The following is a 15,368-nucleotide window of genomic DNA, read 5'->3' as shown; positions in this document are numbered from 1 at the left end:
GTCATTTCTGCAAAGGAGAAACATATAATAAAAGATGCTTCGACAAGCTCAGCATGACAACTCTAATATCAACCGCCTTATTTAGCAGCAAATTTATGCTGAGCTTGTCGAAGCATCCTTATATTTATCAATAGTAAGAAGAAGAAAACCTCTCCCACGCTAAAACTCAAGACTATCTCACAGGTGTTCTAAATTCACCATATCCCATCAAGCCATCATAATTTCTACCAAACGGCGCATAATATAAAAATGCCTGATAAAGGTTTTCCGTTTGCCAAAAGTTACCATTCACTTCTCCAAAATTTAAGCTTCCATCAGGATTTTTTGTTGCTAAAATATAGTTGTAAAATCCCTGTTTTAAATAAATTTTTGCCACATATTTTTTTGACACCTCATCATACTGCATCTGATTTTCTTTACTTGGTTTAAAATTATTAAAACCTCCCAAAACATAAATTTCTTTATCAACAGGATCAGAATCCAAAGAAAAATATACCCAGGAATAATCTGCTTCTCGCTCTGCATTTCTTTCGTTTCCAAGATCATTTCTTCTATAATACCAAGCTCCGTTCACGTCCGGCTGATATTGATAATTAAGCGGAAAAGCCCAAACCGGATGAAGATAAGTCTGATTCACCCCCTCCTTTAATTCTGTTGCACGAACCATATCTGCAGCCAGGTTCATATTTTTATTATCGAAATAATAAAACTCATTATTCCCGGGGAAAAGCAAATTCGTCTGCTGGAAAAGCAACTGATTTCCAAGTGTGGCACTTGGCTTTAAATTATTTACCGTAACATTTGGATTATTATTTTGCATAACATTCAATGTCATAGAATTGACATTTGAAGTTAAATCCCCACCTTTCGAAACAGCCTGAACTTCTACTCTTTGATTCGCATCAGGATTTCTTGCATCCGCAAATCTCGAAATATTTAAACCCAGAGTTACCGCATTCTCAACCAGATAAAATCTTCTTTTAAAAAGTGGTTTTTCCGCTGAATCTTTATAAACAATAAGTTCAAAATTTCCTGAAATCTTTGGCTGTATTTTTTCATTCGGAAACGTCAATGTATAATGTGTATAAGGCTGCAAAGTATTGAATGAATACTGGAATTTATCTAATAAACCGTTTAAACTTCCATTCGCAATTTCTGTAAAGAAGAGATTATCATCTTCCCAATTCCTGTTGTAATGCTTAATGGTATATCTGTAAATTTCGCTTGCGTTGGTAAGATCATCAAAACTTAAAACCAATTGTTGGCTAAAATTAATAACAGGTGTCTCATCATTAGTTTGAGGATTAAACAGCTGAATGCTTTGGATGTTTTGTCCAAAAACCAATCCGCTCAAAGAAAGTAAAAATATTCGCAAAGTTTTCATTATGACGAAGATAACAAAAAACAGGGATTTTTTTTACAATAAATATGTTTTAACTTATTAATTTCTTAAAGCTGAATTTATAAAAAACACATGCTTCGAGAATCTCAGCATGACACCGCTAAAATTACCCCAAGTAAAACAAATAGTATTAGAAATGTCATTGCTGAACTTGTCGAAGCATTGCAGTTAATTAAACATTTCAACTAAAAAAATTCCAAACCAAAGCTTTTGTGATTAAATTTGTCCTATTAAAAACATTCAGAATATGCTTCAGATTCAAGGTTTCGTATTCAATTTTGCGAGCGAAAATACTTACATTCTTTACAATGAAAATAAAAATGCCTGGCTGATCGATCCGGGAAATATGAATGAACAGGAAACGAATGCCATTCAAAGTTTCATCACAGAAAATGATTTAAAAATCCAGAAAATCTTGTTAACTCATGCTCATATCGACCATGTTTTAGGATTACAATGGGCTTTTGATACGTTTAAGGTTCCTGTGACGATGCACCAGGATGATAAAGAAGTTCTGGATATGCTTCAGGCAAGCGGAATGAGATTCGGTTTTCAGATCAATCCTGTAAACGTTGAGATTAAATTTGTAAATGAGGGCGATGAACTAGATCTTGACGGAGAAAAATTCAAAATTTATCATGTTCCGGGACATTCTCCGGGAAGTGTGGTTTATCATAACGACAATCAGAAATTTATAATTTCAGGAGATGTTTTATTTGAAGGAAGCATTGGAAGAACTGATCTTTACAAAGGAAATTACGAACAGTTGATCGAAGGAATTAAAACAAAACTCTTTATTTTGGATGATGAAACACAGGTTTTTTCAGGGCATGGAAACCCAACGACTATTGGTTTTGAGAAAGGATATAATCCGTTTTTAAAATAGACTCTTTTCGAGTTTCGGGATAAGAGATTGAATATCTTTAAAAATATTGAGATGCTTCGAGAAATCAGCATGACATTACTGCAAAAGACTGTAAAAAAAATTGGCATTAGAACCGTCATGCTGAGCTCCGTCGAAATATTTATTTAAAACAAAAACCGTCAGAAAATTTCTGACGGTTTAATCAATTTTATGAAGAAACTAACTTAGAAGTCCAAAGTAATAGAAGCCCTTACAGCTGCACCCATAATTGGTCTTGCCATAATAGTTCCGTCTCCTGATGGAGATCCTGCTCTTGGATCGCCTTCTGTAATACCAATTGTATTAAAGATATTGGTTCCGTCAACAGCAAAACGAATTTTTCCTAACTGATAAGAAGTTCCCGCTCCGAATTCTGAGAACGAAGGCAATGTCTGTGCATTTTTCTCATCCTGAAAACGTTTTCCATAATAATTTACACTTGCATAAGCTCTCCATTGTTTTGTAATATTCACTGCAGGAGCGATATTGAAGTAAAACTTAGGCATTCTTCTTACGATGTTGTCATCATAATTAAATGTCGATCCATCTGCATTTCTTCCTGTAAAATCCTTGTACTTAGGATTTTGAATCGTTCCATTGAATGTAATTTCCAATAAATTATTAAACAACCTTGCGTAACCTTCCAATTCTACTCCGTAATTGGTCGTATTTGCAAATTTATTTTCTGAAGTTCCGTCAGAGAAAACATCCGTAAATGAAAGATTCTTCAAAGTGGAATAAAAAGGAATCACAGCAATATCGAAAGCTCTTGAATAATATTTATATCCAACTTCCAGCTGATTGGTTGTTACAGGTTTTATAGCCGAAAGATCCATCATATTATTATAATACGCTTCTTCATTCGGAGATCTGAAACCATTAGAAAAACGAGCATACACCGCATTTTCTGAATTAATTTTATAATTCAAAGCTGTAGTAAAAGAAACTCTGTTTACGTCATAATTCCAATAAGTATATTTATTCCCCAACACCGACATATTATCATCTGCAGTAGTTGTCAGGAAACTGTGAGTTCCGTCTGTTGTCAACCCTGAATTATTCAGGTTTCCATTTGTTGTACTTACCCCATAACCTTTGTAGAAATCACGGCTGTAACGAATCCCTGCATTGAAACTTAAATCATCTGTAATGTTGTAATCTAAATTTGCATAAAGGTCATTCAAACTTCCCTGAACCTGAGAATCTCTCAGCAGGAAAGACATATCCGTAACTCCATTGTAAGTTTTAGAATAGCCTGTACTTGATGGTGTAAGAGAAGTATCAACTAAATTTAATAATTCAGGATGATCTGATGCCGTAGCTAAAACGTTACTCCAGTTCCAGTTTTGATGAGATTTCCAGTTTGATTTATAAAAACCAGCTGTTACATTTCCTTTATCAAATTTATAATTGAACTGTAAATCATTTACGAAGTTATTCATCTGCTTGTCAATTGCCCAGAATCCTAATTTCTGAACGTACGCAGGATTCATAATTGCTCCAGAACTTACCGAAGAATATTGGAAATTATTTCCTGTAATTCCATTATTATGTGCAAAGTCAGCTGCAGAAGTTGGTCCTCCAGAAGGGAAGATCCCTGTGTAATTCATATTGATATTGGTATATCTTGTTTTATTTAAAACTGAGAAATTATTTCCAAGATCATATTTAAATTCAGCACCCAAAACATCAACTTTCGGATGAATTCCGTCTTCTAAATTTCTGCTGAAAAATCCTCCTCCAGCTTGTGGAATATTCAGCTGACTGATATTCCTGTAACTGTACGTTCCGTAATTGGCATCAAAACCTGAAAATTCTTTTAAATCATTTCCATTTTGCACTAAAGGAATCGGAAGATAGAATGTATTTCTGTCGTCCAGTTTTTTATAATAAACTTTAGCATACCCTTTATCGAAAACATATTTCAGATTCATTCTGATTTGTCCGCCCTGATTAGCTTTAAAGCCAGTTTTTCTGATTCCGTCATCCGTTCTGTAAAAACCTCCGACATTAAAGAACAATTTATCCTGAACCAAAGCTCCGCCCAAATTCACATCGGTACGCATCAATCCGTAAGTACTTGTTTCTAATTTTGCCGTACCTCTGAAATCATTTGACCCTTCTTTTGTAATAAAATTGATCAAACCTCCAGGAGAATTGGTTGCAAAAATAGATCCTGAACCTCCTCTCAAAGCCTCCAATCTGCTCACAGAATTATCTACACGGAAGAAATTATCCGCATTCGCAAACTGCAAAGCTCCATCTTCAAAAACCGGAAGACCATCTTCCTGAACCTGTACAAATTCATAAGCTCCCGCCGAAGGAATACCTCTCGCAAAAAGGTTATTTCCAACTTCACCACCAGAAGTTTCAACTGCAAAACCAGGAACTCTCTGTAACAAAGCAGCCGCACTGATCGGGTTTTGTTTCTGAATTTCTTTCGCGCTGAAGGTAGAAATCGCCGTACTGGATTCTATTTTCTTTTTCGGATTCGAGTTACCCGTAATTACGACTTGTTCAATCGACGCCGATCTCGTGGAATCTTGTGGAGTTTCCTGAGCGTATGCATTATTGTAATAAAGTGTTGCAATCCCGGCAAGCAAAAAGATCGATTTTTTTTTCATAGCCATATTGATTTTTTATAGTTAGTTTTAATTATTTTTCAATTTAAGATAAACGCCATTCGTCCATCCGAAACCGTCCTGATTGGGATACTCTCCTCCTCCTGCGACAGTTTCTATATCTAAAGCATTGTATTTTTCCATTAATTTTCCGGTGTTGTTGTAGACTCTTTCTACATTTGCGCACCAGTTATTTTTAATTTTTTCAGCCAGATCATTAAATCCGTAGTTTTTCATAGATTGAAAACCAAGCCATTGATAAGGCGCCCAAGCATTCGGAAGATCCCACTGTTGTCCGGTTTTTTTCGTTGTTGTTACCAATCCGCCTTGATATAAGAGCTTTTCTTCTATATTTTCAGCAACAGATTTCGCTTGTTCATCACTTGCCAATCCAAGAAATAAAGGATAAAGAGCAGCAATATGTTCAGACGGTGTTGTTGTGTTTTTTTTCGTGTGATAATCTTTATAAGTTCCGGAATTTTCATCCCAGAAATATTTGTCGATCATCTGTCTTCTGTTTGCCGCTCTTTCTGAATAAAAGTTTTCTTTTTCAGACAAATTTTGAAGTGATGAAGATTTTGCCAATGTTTTTTCCAAATGCCATAAAAGACAGTTTAGATCAACTTCTGCAAGATTCAATGTTTCAATAGTCTGTATATTTTCTCCGTCTGCAAACCATCTGCTGGAAAAATCCCAACCCGATTCACAGGCACTTCGTATATTCCTGTAAAATTCTTCTCCTGTATTTTCGCTGTCTTTAATATCAATTAAATAACTTTCAGGGCGCGGTTCATTTTCCGCATCATAATATCTGTTTAAAATATCTCCATCAACAGTTTTCACTACTCTATTTTTGCTTGAACCGTTTTCCAAATCTTTTTCACCATTCATCCAAAAAACATATTCTTTTTCTAGCGTATCGAAATATTTAATGTAAATATTTTCGTCTTTTGTTGTCTCAAAAAGTAAATCGAGCATCAACGAAAAATACGGAGGCTGGGAACGGGTTAGAAAATGAGTTCGGCTCGCATTCGGTACAAATCCAATGGTTTGAATTAAATAAGAACAGTTTTCAATAATATTTTCCATCATTTCCACTCTTCCGGAAACCTGTAAGCCCAACATAATAAAATAACTGTCCCAATAGAAAAACTCATTGAAACGACCTCCGGGAACGATGTATGGTTTTGGAAGTTTTAACAATGTACCTTTTTCTTCGTAAGCCGTTCTTGTCAATTCATCCCAAAGCTTTTCAATATGTTCATTGATAGGCAAATGATCCTCTCTCTGAATTGAAACTTTAGCTCCTAAAAAGTCAAAATTTGACAGTACGAATTCTTTTAAATCAAATCCTTCCGCATATTTTTCTTTTTCATATTTTGCATTAATTTCATCAACCGGAAACAACGGAACCGCATCAGTCATCATCTTCTGATCCTCAAAAACCTCCGATCTTTGAACATCATCAAAAAGAGTCTGAATTTCGTTTATATATAGCTGTTTGTTCATCTTTATTTTTTAGGATTTATTTTTAATTTGTTCATAATAATTGCTGAAATGATCAACAATGAAAGCGGAATCAAGGAAAGGTAAAACGCCTCCTGCCCACTGAATTCCTGAAATACAAAACCCGTAATAATCGATCCGATAGTTCCTCCGATTGCAGAAAAAACCACAATTAAACCAGACATTGCACTGTGTAAATATTTCGGGATTGATGCTAGAATCACAGAATTAATACTTGGATAAATTGGTGCCAACAAACCTCCCATCAATGGAAAAAGATATACTACAAGCGGAGCGTTTAACCAGGTTGTATTGATATCAATACGAGTATTGTGCGTTAATGGTAAAACCAGTAAAATACTTATCGCAAAGCCAATAACACAAAAGGAAACGACATAAATCCAACTGAATTTCTTCGAGAAAAAGCCCGATAAAAATCTTCCTAATGCAAAAGCTCCCGCCAAAACAGCTCCCGCCTGAATACTCATGGAGGTCGGAACTTTTAAAATTTCTTTATAAAAAGTCGGTGTCCAGGTTTGGAAACTTTGTTCCACCAAAACGAAAAGGAAAGCACACAACAAAAAGAACAGCACTTTTTTGTAACTGAATAAACTTACGCTGTTTTTTAAGTCTCCTAATAAGTCGGTTTTCTCACTTTTTGCTTCATTTTCATTCAGTTTTGTAAAGAATAAGAATAAAAACGACAATGCCGAAAGTCCGCCCAACACCCAATACACATTCAGCCAATGGGTTGATCTTGGATTGTGGTCATCAATAAATAAGCTGAATAAAACATTTCCCATTAATACGCCGATCATGAAAAACCCTTCCAGATAACCCATAAAACTTGAATGCTCTTTATCTGTATTCGTCACCAATCCGATGGAAGTGAAGACCGAAATTTTAATTAAAGCGAAAGAAATCCCAACAATGGTAAACAGCAGTTTGAAAAACCAAAAGTCATTGGCAAACGGCATTACAAAGCACATGCAACTCACTAAAAATAACGCAATCAACATTGAGTTTTTGATCCCGATTTTTGGTAAAAATGATGCTAAAATAAACGAGCAAATCGCAATCGGCAAATCTTTAAACCCCTCCAAAACGCTTGCAGAAGATTTTGTAATTCCGAAATTCTGCTGCATTTGTAAAATAACCGTTCCTACCGAATTCAAAAGAATCGCAAAAACGAAATAGTTTAAAAATAGAACCGCCTTTATGTTGAAATTTTTCATTAAATAATTTCTTGGTGGCTAAGATAGAAGCATTTTAGTTAACGTTAATTTAACACAGTAAATGAATATTTGAACTATATTAATATAATTATTATTTTAGTCGATAAAATATCATTAATTGAATGAAAGTTACCTTTGAACGAGTAATCCCCGATGAAAAGAGCTCTTTTCGCACAATTCACAACAACTCACCTATTTCAGAATTCAAATGGGAGTATCATTATCATCCCGAAATTGAGCTGGTCTGCGTGATTTCCGGGAGCGGAACACGACATGTCGGCTATCACAAAAGCAATTATACGAATGGCGATTTGGTATTGATCGGTTCCAATATTCCCCATTCCGGATTTGGATTGAATTCTATTGATCCGCATGAAGAAATTGTTCTACAATTCAAACAGGAAATTTTGCAGTTTCCAGAACAGGAAGTTGAAGTGAGGTCAATTAAAGACTTGTTGGAGCTTTCTAAATATGGCATTAAATTTCACAGAAAAGTAAAAAGAGCCATGATTCCAAAACTAAAGCTAATGCTGGAATCCGAAGGCTATAAAAGATATTTACTGCTGTTGGAAATTTTATTTGAGCTTTCAAAATCTAAAGATTATGAACTTTTGAATAACGAAATCATGCCTTATACAATCATTTCTAAAAATAAAACGCGTCTGGAAAACATTTTCACCTATGTAGAACACAATTACGATAATGAAATTGATATTGAAGATGTAGCGAAGCTGGCAAATCTCACGTTACCTGCTTTTTGTAATTTTTTCAAAAAGGCAACTCAGATTACATTTACGGAGTTCGTGAACCGATATCGCATCAACAAAGCATGTTTATTGATGGCGCAGGATAAAAGTATTTCAGAATGCAGTTATAGCTGTGGTTTTAATAATGTTACTTATTTCAACAGAATGTTTAAAAAATACACGGAGAAAACGCCATCTGAGTTTATTAAGAATTTCTCACATAATAAAGTGAATATAGGTCTAAAAGTTGAAAAGGAACCAAAAATTAAAGTTGGTTTTTAAATGATATTTATTGAAGCTATTATCCTCAATAATGAACATTGTAAATATGTGGATAACTTTTAAAATAATAAATAACCTTCATATTATTAAATAATTACAATTAATATTTAGAAATAAATAATCCACAAAAATGAATCTCCTGATAGTAATCCTCAAAATTTAATTTTTAGGGTAAATATGAAACGGATTGAGATTTATCCACAATAAAATGTTAATAAACATATAAAACACTGTGGATAACTTATGAATAAATAATCAGGACACTGATTTTCAATAATTAAAAATAGTAATTTAAAAAATATTAAACTGTAAAACTTAGATTATTTGATTTTAAAATGGAATATTTCAATTTATCCACAAATGAATGTTGGTAACCCTGTGGAAAACACTGTTGATAACTTTACAACCATCATGTTATCAATTAATAAACAAAAAAAGCTGTTCCAAAAGAACAGCTTTTATAATATCGAATTGCAAACTGTCAACCAACAATCCACAACTATCAACTTCATATTATTTCCACTTAATATTACAACCCATACTCGGTCTTTGAATTTCTTCCTGTGGCTCACCTAATAAAAGATTTTCGAAAGCAATAATCAAGTCTTCACCTGTAACATCCTTATGATTTCCAGGTCTCGAATCATCCATTTGTCCTCTGTAAATAAGGTCTAATTTTTCATCAAAGAAAAAGAAATCCGGTGTGCAAGCTGCGTCATAAGCTTTTGCGATTGCCTGGCTTTCGTCATATAAATAAGGAAAATCAAAATTTCTTTCGATCTGGAATTCGATCATTTTTTCCGGCGAATCTGCAGGGTATTTTTCCACATTATTCGAGTTGATACCGATAAATTCAATTCCTCTTTCATTATAATCTTCATACAGTTCATTCAACTTATCAATGGCATGAAGAACGAACGGACAATGGTTGCACATAAAGATCACCAATGTTCCTTTTTCTCCTTTCAGGTCATCTAGTGACTGAATTTCGTTAGTTTTTGATGGGTTTGGAAGCTCAAAAAACGGTGCTTTTGTACCCAATTCTATCATATTTGAGGGAGTGTCCATATTTTTTTATTTATCCACAAAGATAAATATTTCTTTTATTAATCGTGTATTCAGGATTTTATAAACTTGCGTTAAAAGTTAAAGTTTAAATAATATTTGGAAGATATATTCAAAAGTTTGTAGTTTTGCTAACACTGTTAGTAAATAAAAATCATGGGTTTACATGAACGTCGCCAAAGAGAAAAAGAATCAATACGTGCCAATATTTTGGACGCAGCTTTTTCTTTGGCTAAAACCGAAGGGTGGGCTTCACTTTCCATGAGAAAAATTGCCGATGCTATTGAGTACAGCGCACCGGTAGTTTACGATCATTTTGAAAACAAGGAAGCTATTTTATACGAAATTTCGTTGAATGGGTTCCATTGTTTACACATAGAATTGTTGAAAGCTCAGAGAGAACACGACAATCCGGAAGACCAACTGAAGGCTATTGTTGATGCTTACTGGAAGTTTGCATTTAAAAACAAAGAGTATTATCAGCTGATGTTCGGATTGGGAATGCAATGTAGCGGCAAAGGAATGATGAAAGAAGAATTTTCGTCGTTTCAGGATATGCTCTACGATTGCACGTATAAAATTATTAAGAGAAACGGATCGAAACCGGAAAACGCATGTCATATGTCTCACGCACTATTTTCAGCAGTGCATGGATTGATCTCGATCATGATGATGCGTAACGACGATATTCCTTCTACGATGAACAAAACGACTTTGGATGAAACAGTTTCTGCTTTCGTTAAGTCTTTGTAAATTTTTTTTGAACTAAAAATTAACACCGTTAGGAATATTAACGCTTTACTAATTTAAATTATTCATTTAAAACGGAATTAAAAAATTAAAAACAATTATGTAAAATTTTGAAAATGAAATAGAAAGAAGCATTTTTTTATCTTCCCACTTAACGCCGTTAGTAAAAATAACATACATTACACCTCATCTTAATTATACTTAAACCAACATTAAAAACAATTCAATTATGGAAACGCCGATCTAAAATCGAGTATTAAAATTCTGTAAATTTTTTTTGAACTAATCATTAACACCGTTAGGAAATATAACAGGATTTAAATCAAAACATTATTACTTAATCTAACACTTCATTAAAAAACTTAAATCAAAATGAAAATACCTGGAAAAATAAGGTTTATCGTACTTATATCAAGTATTATCCTTTTACAAAACTGCACAAAGGCGGCTGAAGGAGCAAATATGGCTCCTCCAACTCCAGAACTGCCTGTTTATACAGTAATTTCGTCTCCAGCTACAACATATCAGGAATTTCCAACCGCTTTGGAAGGAAAAAACAATGTGGAAATCAGATCGCAGGTAGACGGTTATTTAGATAGAATTTATGTGGAAGAAGGCGCTTATGTAAGAGCCGGACAACCTTTATTTAAAATAGATTCAAGAGCTTACGGAGAGCAGATGAATATGGCAAATGCTAATTTACAGGTTGCCAACGCAAATATTCAGAAAGCAAAGGTAGAAGTTGACAGACTGGAACCTCTTGTAGCTGCAAAAGTAGTTTCTGATGTACAGCTAAGAACTGCAAAAGCAAATTATGCAGCTGCAGTGGCAGCCGCTTCACAGGCGAAAGCTTCTGTTGGTGGGGCTAAAATCAATGTAGGATTTACAACGATCACAGCTCCGGTAAGCGGATATATTGGTAGAATTCCTTATAAAAAAGGAAGTCTGATTTCAAGAACAGATCCTAATCCATTGACTTTATTGTCAGACATCAGCGAAATTTACGCCTACTTTTCTTTAAGTGAACTTGATTTTATTGCTTTTCAAAATAAATATCAGGGAGCAACTTTAGAAGAGAAATTAAAAGATATGCCAATGGTAGAATTGGTGATCGCTGACAACAGCATCTATCCTCAAAAAGGTAAAATGACTATTGTTGACGGGCAATTTGATAAAACAACAGGCGCAATCAGCGTTCGTGCAGTTTTCCCAAATCCAAACGGAACATTGAGAACAGGGAACACAGGACGTGTCCGCATGCCTCAGCTAATGTCAAATGCTGTGATAATTCCACAGGAATCTACTTTCGAAATTCAGGATAAAACTTACGTTTATGTTGTCGGAAAAGACCAGAAGGTAACCAGCAAGCCTATCAAAATCTCAGGAAAAACTGAAAATTATTACTTCATCTCTGAAGGTTTACAGCCGGGAGAAAAAATAGTTTATGTAGGATTGGGCAGCTTAAAAGATGGCGCTTCTATCAAAGCGAAACCGATTTCTTCTGACAGTTTGCTTAAAGCAAAACCGTTATAACTCTTTTCAGAAAACAGAAGACTAAAAAAATAAACTTCTTATGTTAAAACAATTTATAGAAAGACCGGTACTTTCAACGGTCATCTCCATAATACTTTTATTATTGGGGGCATTGTCCCTCTTTAATTTACCCATCGCCCTCTTTCCGGATATTGCTCCGCCGAGTGTTCAGGTGACAGCATTTTATCCGGGAGCGAATGCGGAAGTTGTGGCCCGTTCGGTAGCAACGCCTATTGAAGAAGCGGTAAATGGAGTTGAGAACATGACTTACATGACCTCAAATTCCAGTAACGACGGAACAATGACCTTGAGTGTATTTTTCAAACAAGGATCAGATGCAGATAATGCAGCCGTAAACGTTCAAAACCGTGTATCAAAAGCGATGAGCCAGCTTCCACAGGAAGTTGTACAGGCGGGAATTTCGACACAGAAGGTTCAGAACAGTATGATTATGTTTATGGGATTATCAAGTGATGACCCAAAACAATATGACGAACTTTTCCTTCAGAATTATTTGAAAATCAACGTTATTCCACAAATCCAGCGTATTCCCGGGGTTGCTCAGGCGCAGGTTTTCGGAACGAGAGATTACTCAATGAGACTTTGGCTGAAACCGGACAGATTAGCAGCCAACAATCTTTCTCCACAGGAAGTTTTGGCAGCAGTAAAAGATCACAACTTAGAAGCTGCTCCCGGTCGTCTTGGACAAGGAAGTAAGGAAACTTACGAATATATTCTAAAATATAAAGGTAAATTAAATAAAAACGAAGACTATGAAAACATTGCCATCAAAGCGAACAGCGACGGTTCTTTCTTAAGACTGAAAGATGTAGCAAGAGTAGAATTCGGTTCTTATACATACACAGCAGCTAACAGAGTGGATGGTAAGCCCGTTGCCGGATTTGCCATCCTTCAAACTGCAGGTTCAAATGCGAATGAAATCTTAACTGAAATTGAAAAACAGGTTGAACAGATGAAAGCATCTCTTCCAAAAGGGGTTGAACCGATCATCATGTATAATTCTAAGGATTTCTTAGATGCATCAATTCATCAGGTAGTTGAGACTTTAGTAATTGCGTTTGTTTTGGTATTTATTGTAGTATTTATTTTCCTTCAGGATTTCAGATCTACATTAATTCCTGCGATTGCCGTTCCGGTTGCGATTATCGGTACATTCTTCTTCCTTCAGTTGTTTGGATTCAGTATTAATATGTTGACATTGTTCGCATTAGTACTCGCCATTGGTATTGTAGTGGACGATGCGATTGTAGTAGTAGAAGCCGTCCATTCCAAAATGGAACGTACAGGAATGCCTGTGGAGCATGCTACAATGAGCTCAATGAGTGAAATTTCCGGAGCGATTATCTCTATTACATTGGTAATGTGTGCCGTATTTATTCCGGTTGGTTTCATGCAGGGTCCTGCAGGAGTTTTCTACAGACAGTTTGCCTTTACATTGGTAATTGCGATTCTGATTTCTGCAGTTAACGCATTAACATTAAGCCCGGCTTTATGTGCAATGTTCCTGAATGATCCTCAGGGAGAACAAGGTGACCATGGGAAGAAAACAGGTTTTGGAGCAAGATTTTTCAATGCTTTCAATGCAAGTTTTGATAACATGACCAGAAAATACATCTATAGCCTTAAATTTTTAATTAAAAATAAATGGGTCGCAATCGGTGGTTTAGCCCTTCTTATTGCTTCAAGTGTTTTCTTGATTAAAAAAGCTCCGTCAGGATTTATTCCGACAGAAGACCAAGGTTTCATTTTGTATGCTGTAAACACTCCTCCGGGAAGTTCATTAGACAGAACACACAAAGCAACAGAACAGATTGATCAAATCATCAACGGTGAAAAAGCTAAAAACCACCTTTGGGTTGCAGACGGTCTGAACTTCATCAGTAACGCCAACGCTTCTCCATATTCTGCAGGTTTTATTAAGCTTAAAGATTATGAGCAACGTGGCGAAATGAAAGATCCCGATCAGATTGCAGCAGCATTAACAGGAAAAGTTGCGCAAGTGAAAGATGCGAATGCATTCTTCTTTAACTTCCCCACCATTCAGGGATTTGGTAACGTTTCCGGTTTCGAATTTATGCTTCAGGATAAAACCAACGGCTCTTTCGAACAATTAGGAACAACCACTCAGGCATTCATCGGAGAATTAATGAAACGTCCGGAAATTGCGTTTGCCTTTACAACGTATGCAGCAGGAAATCCACAATATACGATTGATGTAGATTCTGATAAAGCCAATCAGCTAGGAGTTTCTATTACAGAATTGATGCAGACGATGCAGATCTATTACGGAAGTAGTTTCGTTTCCGACTTTAACAGATTTGGAAAGTACTACAGAGTAATGGCTCAGGCAGATATTCCTTATCGTACAGATGCGAATTCTTTGGAAGGTATTTATGTTAAAAATAAATCTGGCGAAATGGTTCCTGTAAAAACATTAGTTACTTTAAAAAGAACTTTCGGGCCTGAAACAGTGACTAGAAACAACTTATTCAACGCTGTTACGATTAACGGAACTCCAAAACCCGGTTACAGTACCGGAGATGCAATTAAAGCGGTAGAAGAGACTGCTCAGAAATCACTTCCAAGAGGTTTTGGATACGAATGGACAGGAATTACCCGTGAAGAAATTAAAACTGGTGGACAGACTACTTTCATCTTTGCATTAAGTATCTTATTTGTGTATTTCTTACTGGCAGCTCAATATGAAAGTTATATTCTTCCGTTTGCCGTTATTTTAACGATTCCTACAGGGATTTTCGGAGTATTTGCTTTCACGGGATTAGCCGGAATTGATAATAATATTTACGTTCAGGTCGGATTGATCATGCTCGTCGGATTATTAGCGAAAAACGCGATTCTGATTGTAGAATTTGCTGTACAGAGAAGAAAAGCAGGAAGAACATTACTTGAATCTGCCCTTCAGGCTTCAAGACTACGTTTAAGACCGATTTTAATGACATCATTTGCCTTCATCGTAGGTATGCTTCCATTAGTCTGGTCTCAAGGTGCGGCTGCAAAAGGTAACCACTCTATCGGTATCAGTACAGTGGGAGGAATGTTCACTGGTGTTGTATTCGGGATTTTCATTATTCCTGTAATGTTTGTGATCTTCCAGTATTTACATGAAAAAATGCCGAGCAGAAAGAACAAAAGACTTCAAAAACAAAAATTGGAGGCAGAACTTTTAGCAACTGCTCATTAATAAAAATGATTTACAAAACTTTGAGATAAAATAGAGAAGCAACTATTCAAACTATATCATAAAAAAGCAAAGTATTTTCTCCTACTAAAGACGTCTTTGCG

10 protein-coding genes are annotated in these 15,368 nt (G+C 35.4%); 5 read left to right on the top strand and 5 right to left on the bottom strand.

Features of this window, described 5'->3' with window-relative positions; genetic code table 11:
- Window positions 1-172 precede the first annotated feature (172 nt).
- Window positions 173-1,384: a type IX secretion system plug protein gene (locus ABD745_RS01820; RefSeq protein WP_344824284.1), complete on the bottom strand. Its 1,212-nt coding sequence runs from the start codon at window positions 1,382-1,384 to the stop codon at window positions 173-175.
- Between the two features lie 265 nt (window positions 1,385-1,649).
- Here ABD745_RS01820 and ABD745_RS01815 point away from each other — a divergent pair, with 265 nt between their 5' ends.
- Entirely contained in the window at window positions 1,650-2,288 is a 639-nt protein-coding gene (locus ABD745_RS01815) for an MBL fold metallo-hydrolase (protein WP_344824281.1), read from the top strand.
- Window positions 2,289-2,491: 203 nt separating this feature from the next.
- Here ABD745_RS01815 and ABD745_RS01810 read toward each other — a convergent pair whose 3' ends face one another.
- From ABD745_RS01810 to ABD745_RS01800, 3 genes are read right to left on the bottom strand one after another with little or no spacing between them, the layout of a single operon-like run.
- Window positions 2,492-4,930: a TonB-dependent receptor gene (locus ABD745_RS01810; protein WP_344824279.1), complete on the bottom strand. Its 2,439-nt coding sequence runs from the start codon at window positions 4,928-4,930 to the stop codon at window positions 2,492-2,494.
- Window positions 4,931-4,957: 27 nt separating this feature from the next.
- Complete coding sequence (locus ABD745_RS01805; RefSeq protein WP_344824276.1) at window positions 4,958-6,436, bottom strand: trehalase family glycosidase; 1,479 nt, start codon at window positions 6,434-6,436, stop codon at window positions 4,958-4,960.
- 2 nt (window positions 6,437-6,438) lie between these two features.
- Window positions 6,439-7,668 (bottom strand): MFS transporter, encoded by a 1,230-nt coding sequence (locus tag ABD745_RS01800; protein ID WP_344824273.1) that lies wholly within the window; start codon window positions 7,666-7,668, stop codon window positions 6,439-6,441.
- Window positions 7,669-7,790: 122 nt separating this feature from the next.
- Here ABD745_RS01800 and ABD745_RS01795 point away from each other — a divergent pair, with 122 nt between their 5' ends.
- A complete protein-coding gene (locus tag ABD745_RS01795) occupies window positions 7,791-8,696 on the top strand; it encodes an AraC family transcriptional regulator (RefSeq protein ID WP_344824270.1) in 906 nt (301 codons plus the stop codon).
- A 513-nt stretch (window positions 8,697-9,209) separates the two neighbouring features.
- On the opposite strand, the gene ABD745_RS01790 is transcribed toward ABD745_RS01795, so the two are convergent.
- Complete coding sequence (locus ABD745_RS01790; protein ID WP_047399524.1) at window positions 9,210-9,764, bottom strand: redoxin family protein; 555 nt, start codon at window positions 9,762-9,764, stop codon at window positions 9,210-9,212.
- A 153-nt stretch (window positions 9,765-9,917) separates the two neighbouring features.
- On the opposite strand from ABD745_RS01790, the gene ABD745_RS01785 reads away from it, so the two are divergent.
- The 3 genes from ABD745_RS01785 to ABD745_RS01775 all read left to right on the top strand — a co-directional run bounded on the left by ABD745_RS01785 (window position 9,918) and on the right by ABD745_RS01775 (window position 15,267).
- A complete protein-coding gene (locus ABD745_RS01785) occupies window positions 9,918-10,514 on the top strand; it encodes a TetR/AcrR family transcriptional regulator (RefSeq protein WP_344824265.1) in 597 nt (198 codons plus the stop codon).
- Window positions 10,515-10,883: 369 nt separating this feature from the next.
- Entirely contained in the window at window positions 10,884-12,044 is a 1,161-nt protein-coding gene (locus tag ABD745_RS01780; protein WP_047399522.1) for an efflux RND transporter periplasmic adaptor subunit, read from the top strand.
- A 40-nt stretch (window positions 12,045-12,084) separates the two neighbouring features.
- Window positions 12,085-15,267 (top strand): efflux RND transporter permease subunit, encoded by a 3,183-nt coding sequence (locus ABD745_RS01775; RefSeq protein WP_344824259.1) that lies wholly within the window; start codon window positions 12,085-12,087, stop codon window positions 15,265-15,267.
- The last annotated feature ends 101 nt before the right edge of the window (window positions 15,268-15,368 follow it).

Origin of the sequence: Chryseobacterium ginsenosidimutans, from assembly GCF_039536845.1 — a bacterium.
Taxonomy (GTDB): Bacteria; Bacteroidota; Bacteroidia; order Flavobacteriales; family Weeksellaceae; genus Chryseobacterium; species Chryseobacterium ginsenosidimutans_B.
Note: the sequence above shows the minus strand (reverse complement) of the source record. Positions and strands in the feature narration are given on the sequence as shown.

What these genes read in the sequence shown, in the direction of transcription:
- ABD745_RS01815 (WP_344824281.1), top strand. Translation starts at nt 1,650, where the DNA reads ATGCTTCAGATTCAAGGTTTCGTATTCAATTTTGCGAGCGAAAATACT.
- ABD745_RS01805 (WP_344824276.1), bottom strand. Translation starts at nt 6,436, where the DNA reads ATGAACAAACAGCTATATATAAACGAAATTCAGACTCTTTTTGATGAT.
- ABD745_RS01800 (WP_344824273.1), bottom strand. Translation starts at nt 7,668, where the DNA reads ATGAAAAATTTCAACATAAAGGCGGTTCTATTTTTAAACTATTTCGTT.
- ABD745_RS01780 (WP_047399522.1), top strand. Translation starts at nt 10,884, where the DNA reads ATGAAAATACCTGGAAAAATAAGGTTTATCGTACTTATATCAAGTATT.
- ABD745_RS01775 (WP_344824259.1), top strand. Translation starts at nt 12,085, where the DNA reads ATGTTAAAACAATTTATAGAAAGACCGGTACTTTCAACGGTCATCTCC.
- ABD745_RS01790 (WP_047399524.1), bottom strand. Translation starts at nt 9,764, where the DNA reads ATGGACACTCCCTCAAATATGATAGAATTGGGTACAAAAGCACCGTTT.
- ABD745_RS01820 (WP_344824284.1), bottom strand. Translation starts at nt 1,384, where the DNA reads ATGAAAACTTTGCGAATATTTTTACTTTCTTTGAGCGGATTGGTTTTT.
- ABD745_RS01785 (WP_344824265.1), top strand. Translation starts at nt 9,918, where the DNA reads ATGGGTTTACATGAACGTCGCCAAAGAGAAAAAGAATCAATACGTGCC.
- ABD745_RS01795 (WP_344824270.1), top strand. Translation starts at nt 7,791, where the DNA reads ATGAAAGTTACCTTTGAACGAGTAATCCCCGATGAAAAGAGCTCTTTT.
- ABD745_RS01810 (WP_344824279.1), bottom strand. Translation starts at nt 4,930, where the DNA reads ATGAAAAAAAAATCGATCTTTTTGCTTGCCGGGATTGCAACACTTTAT.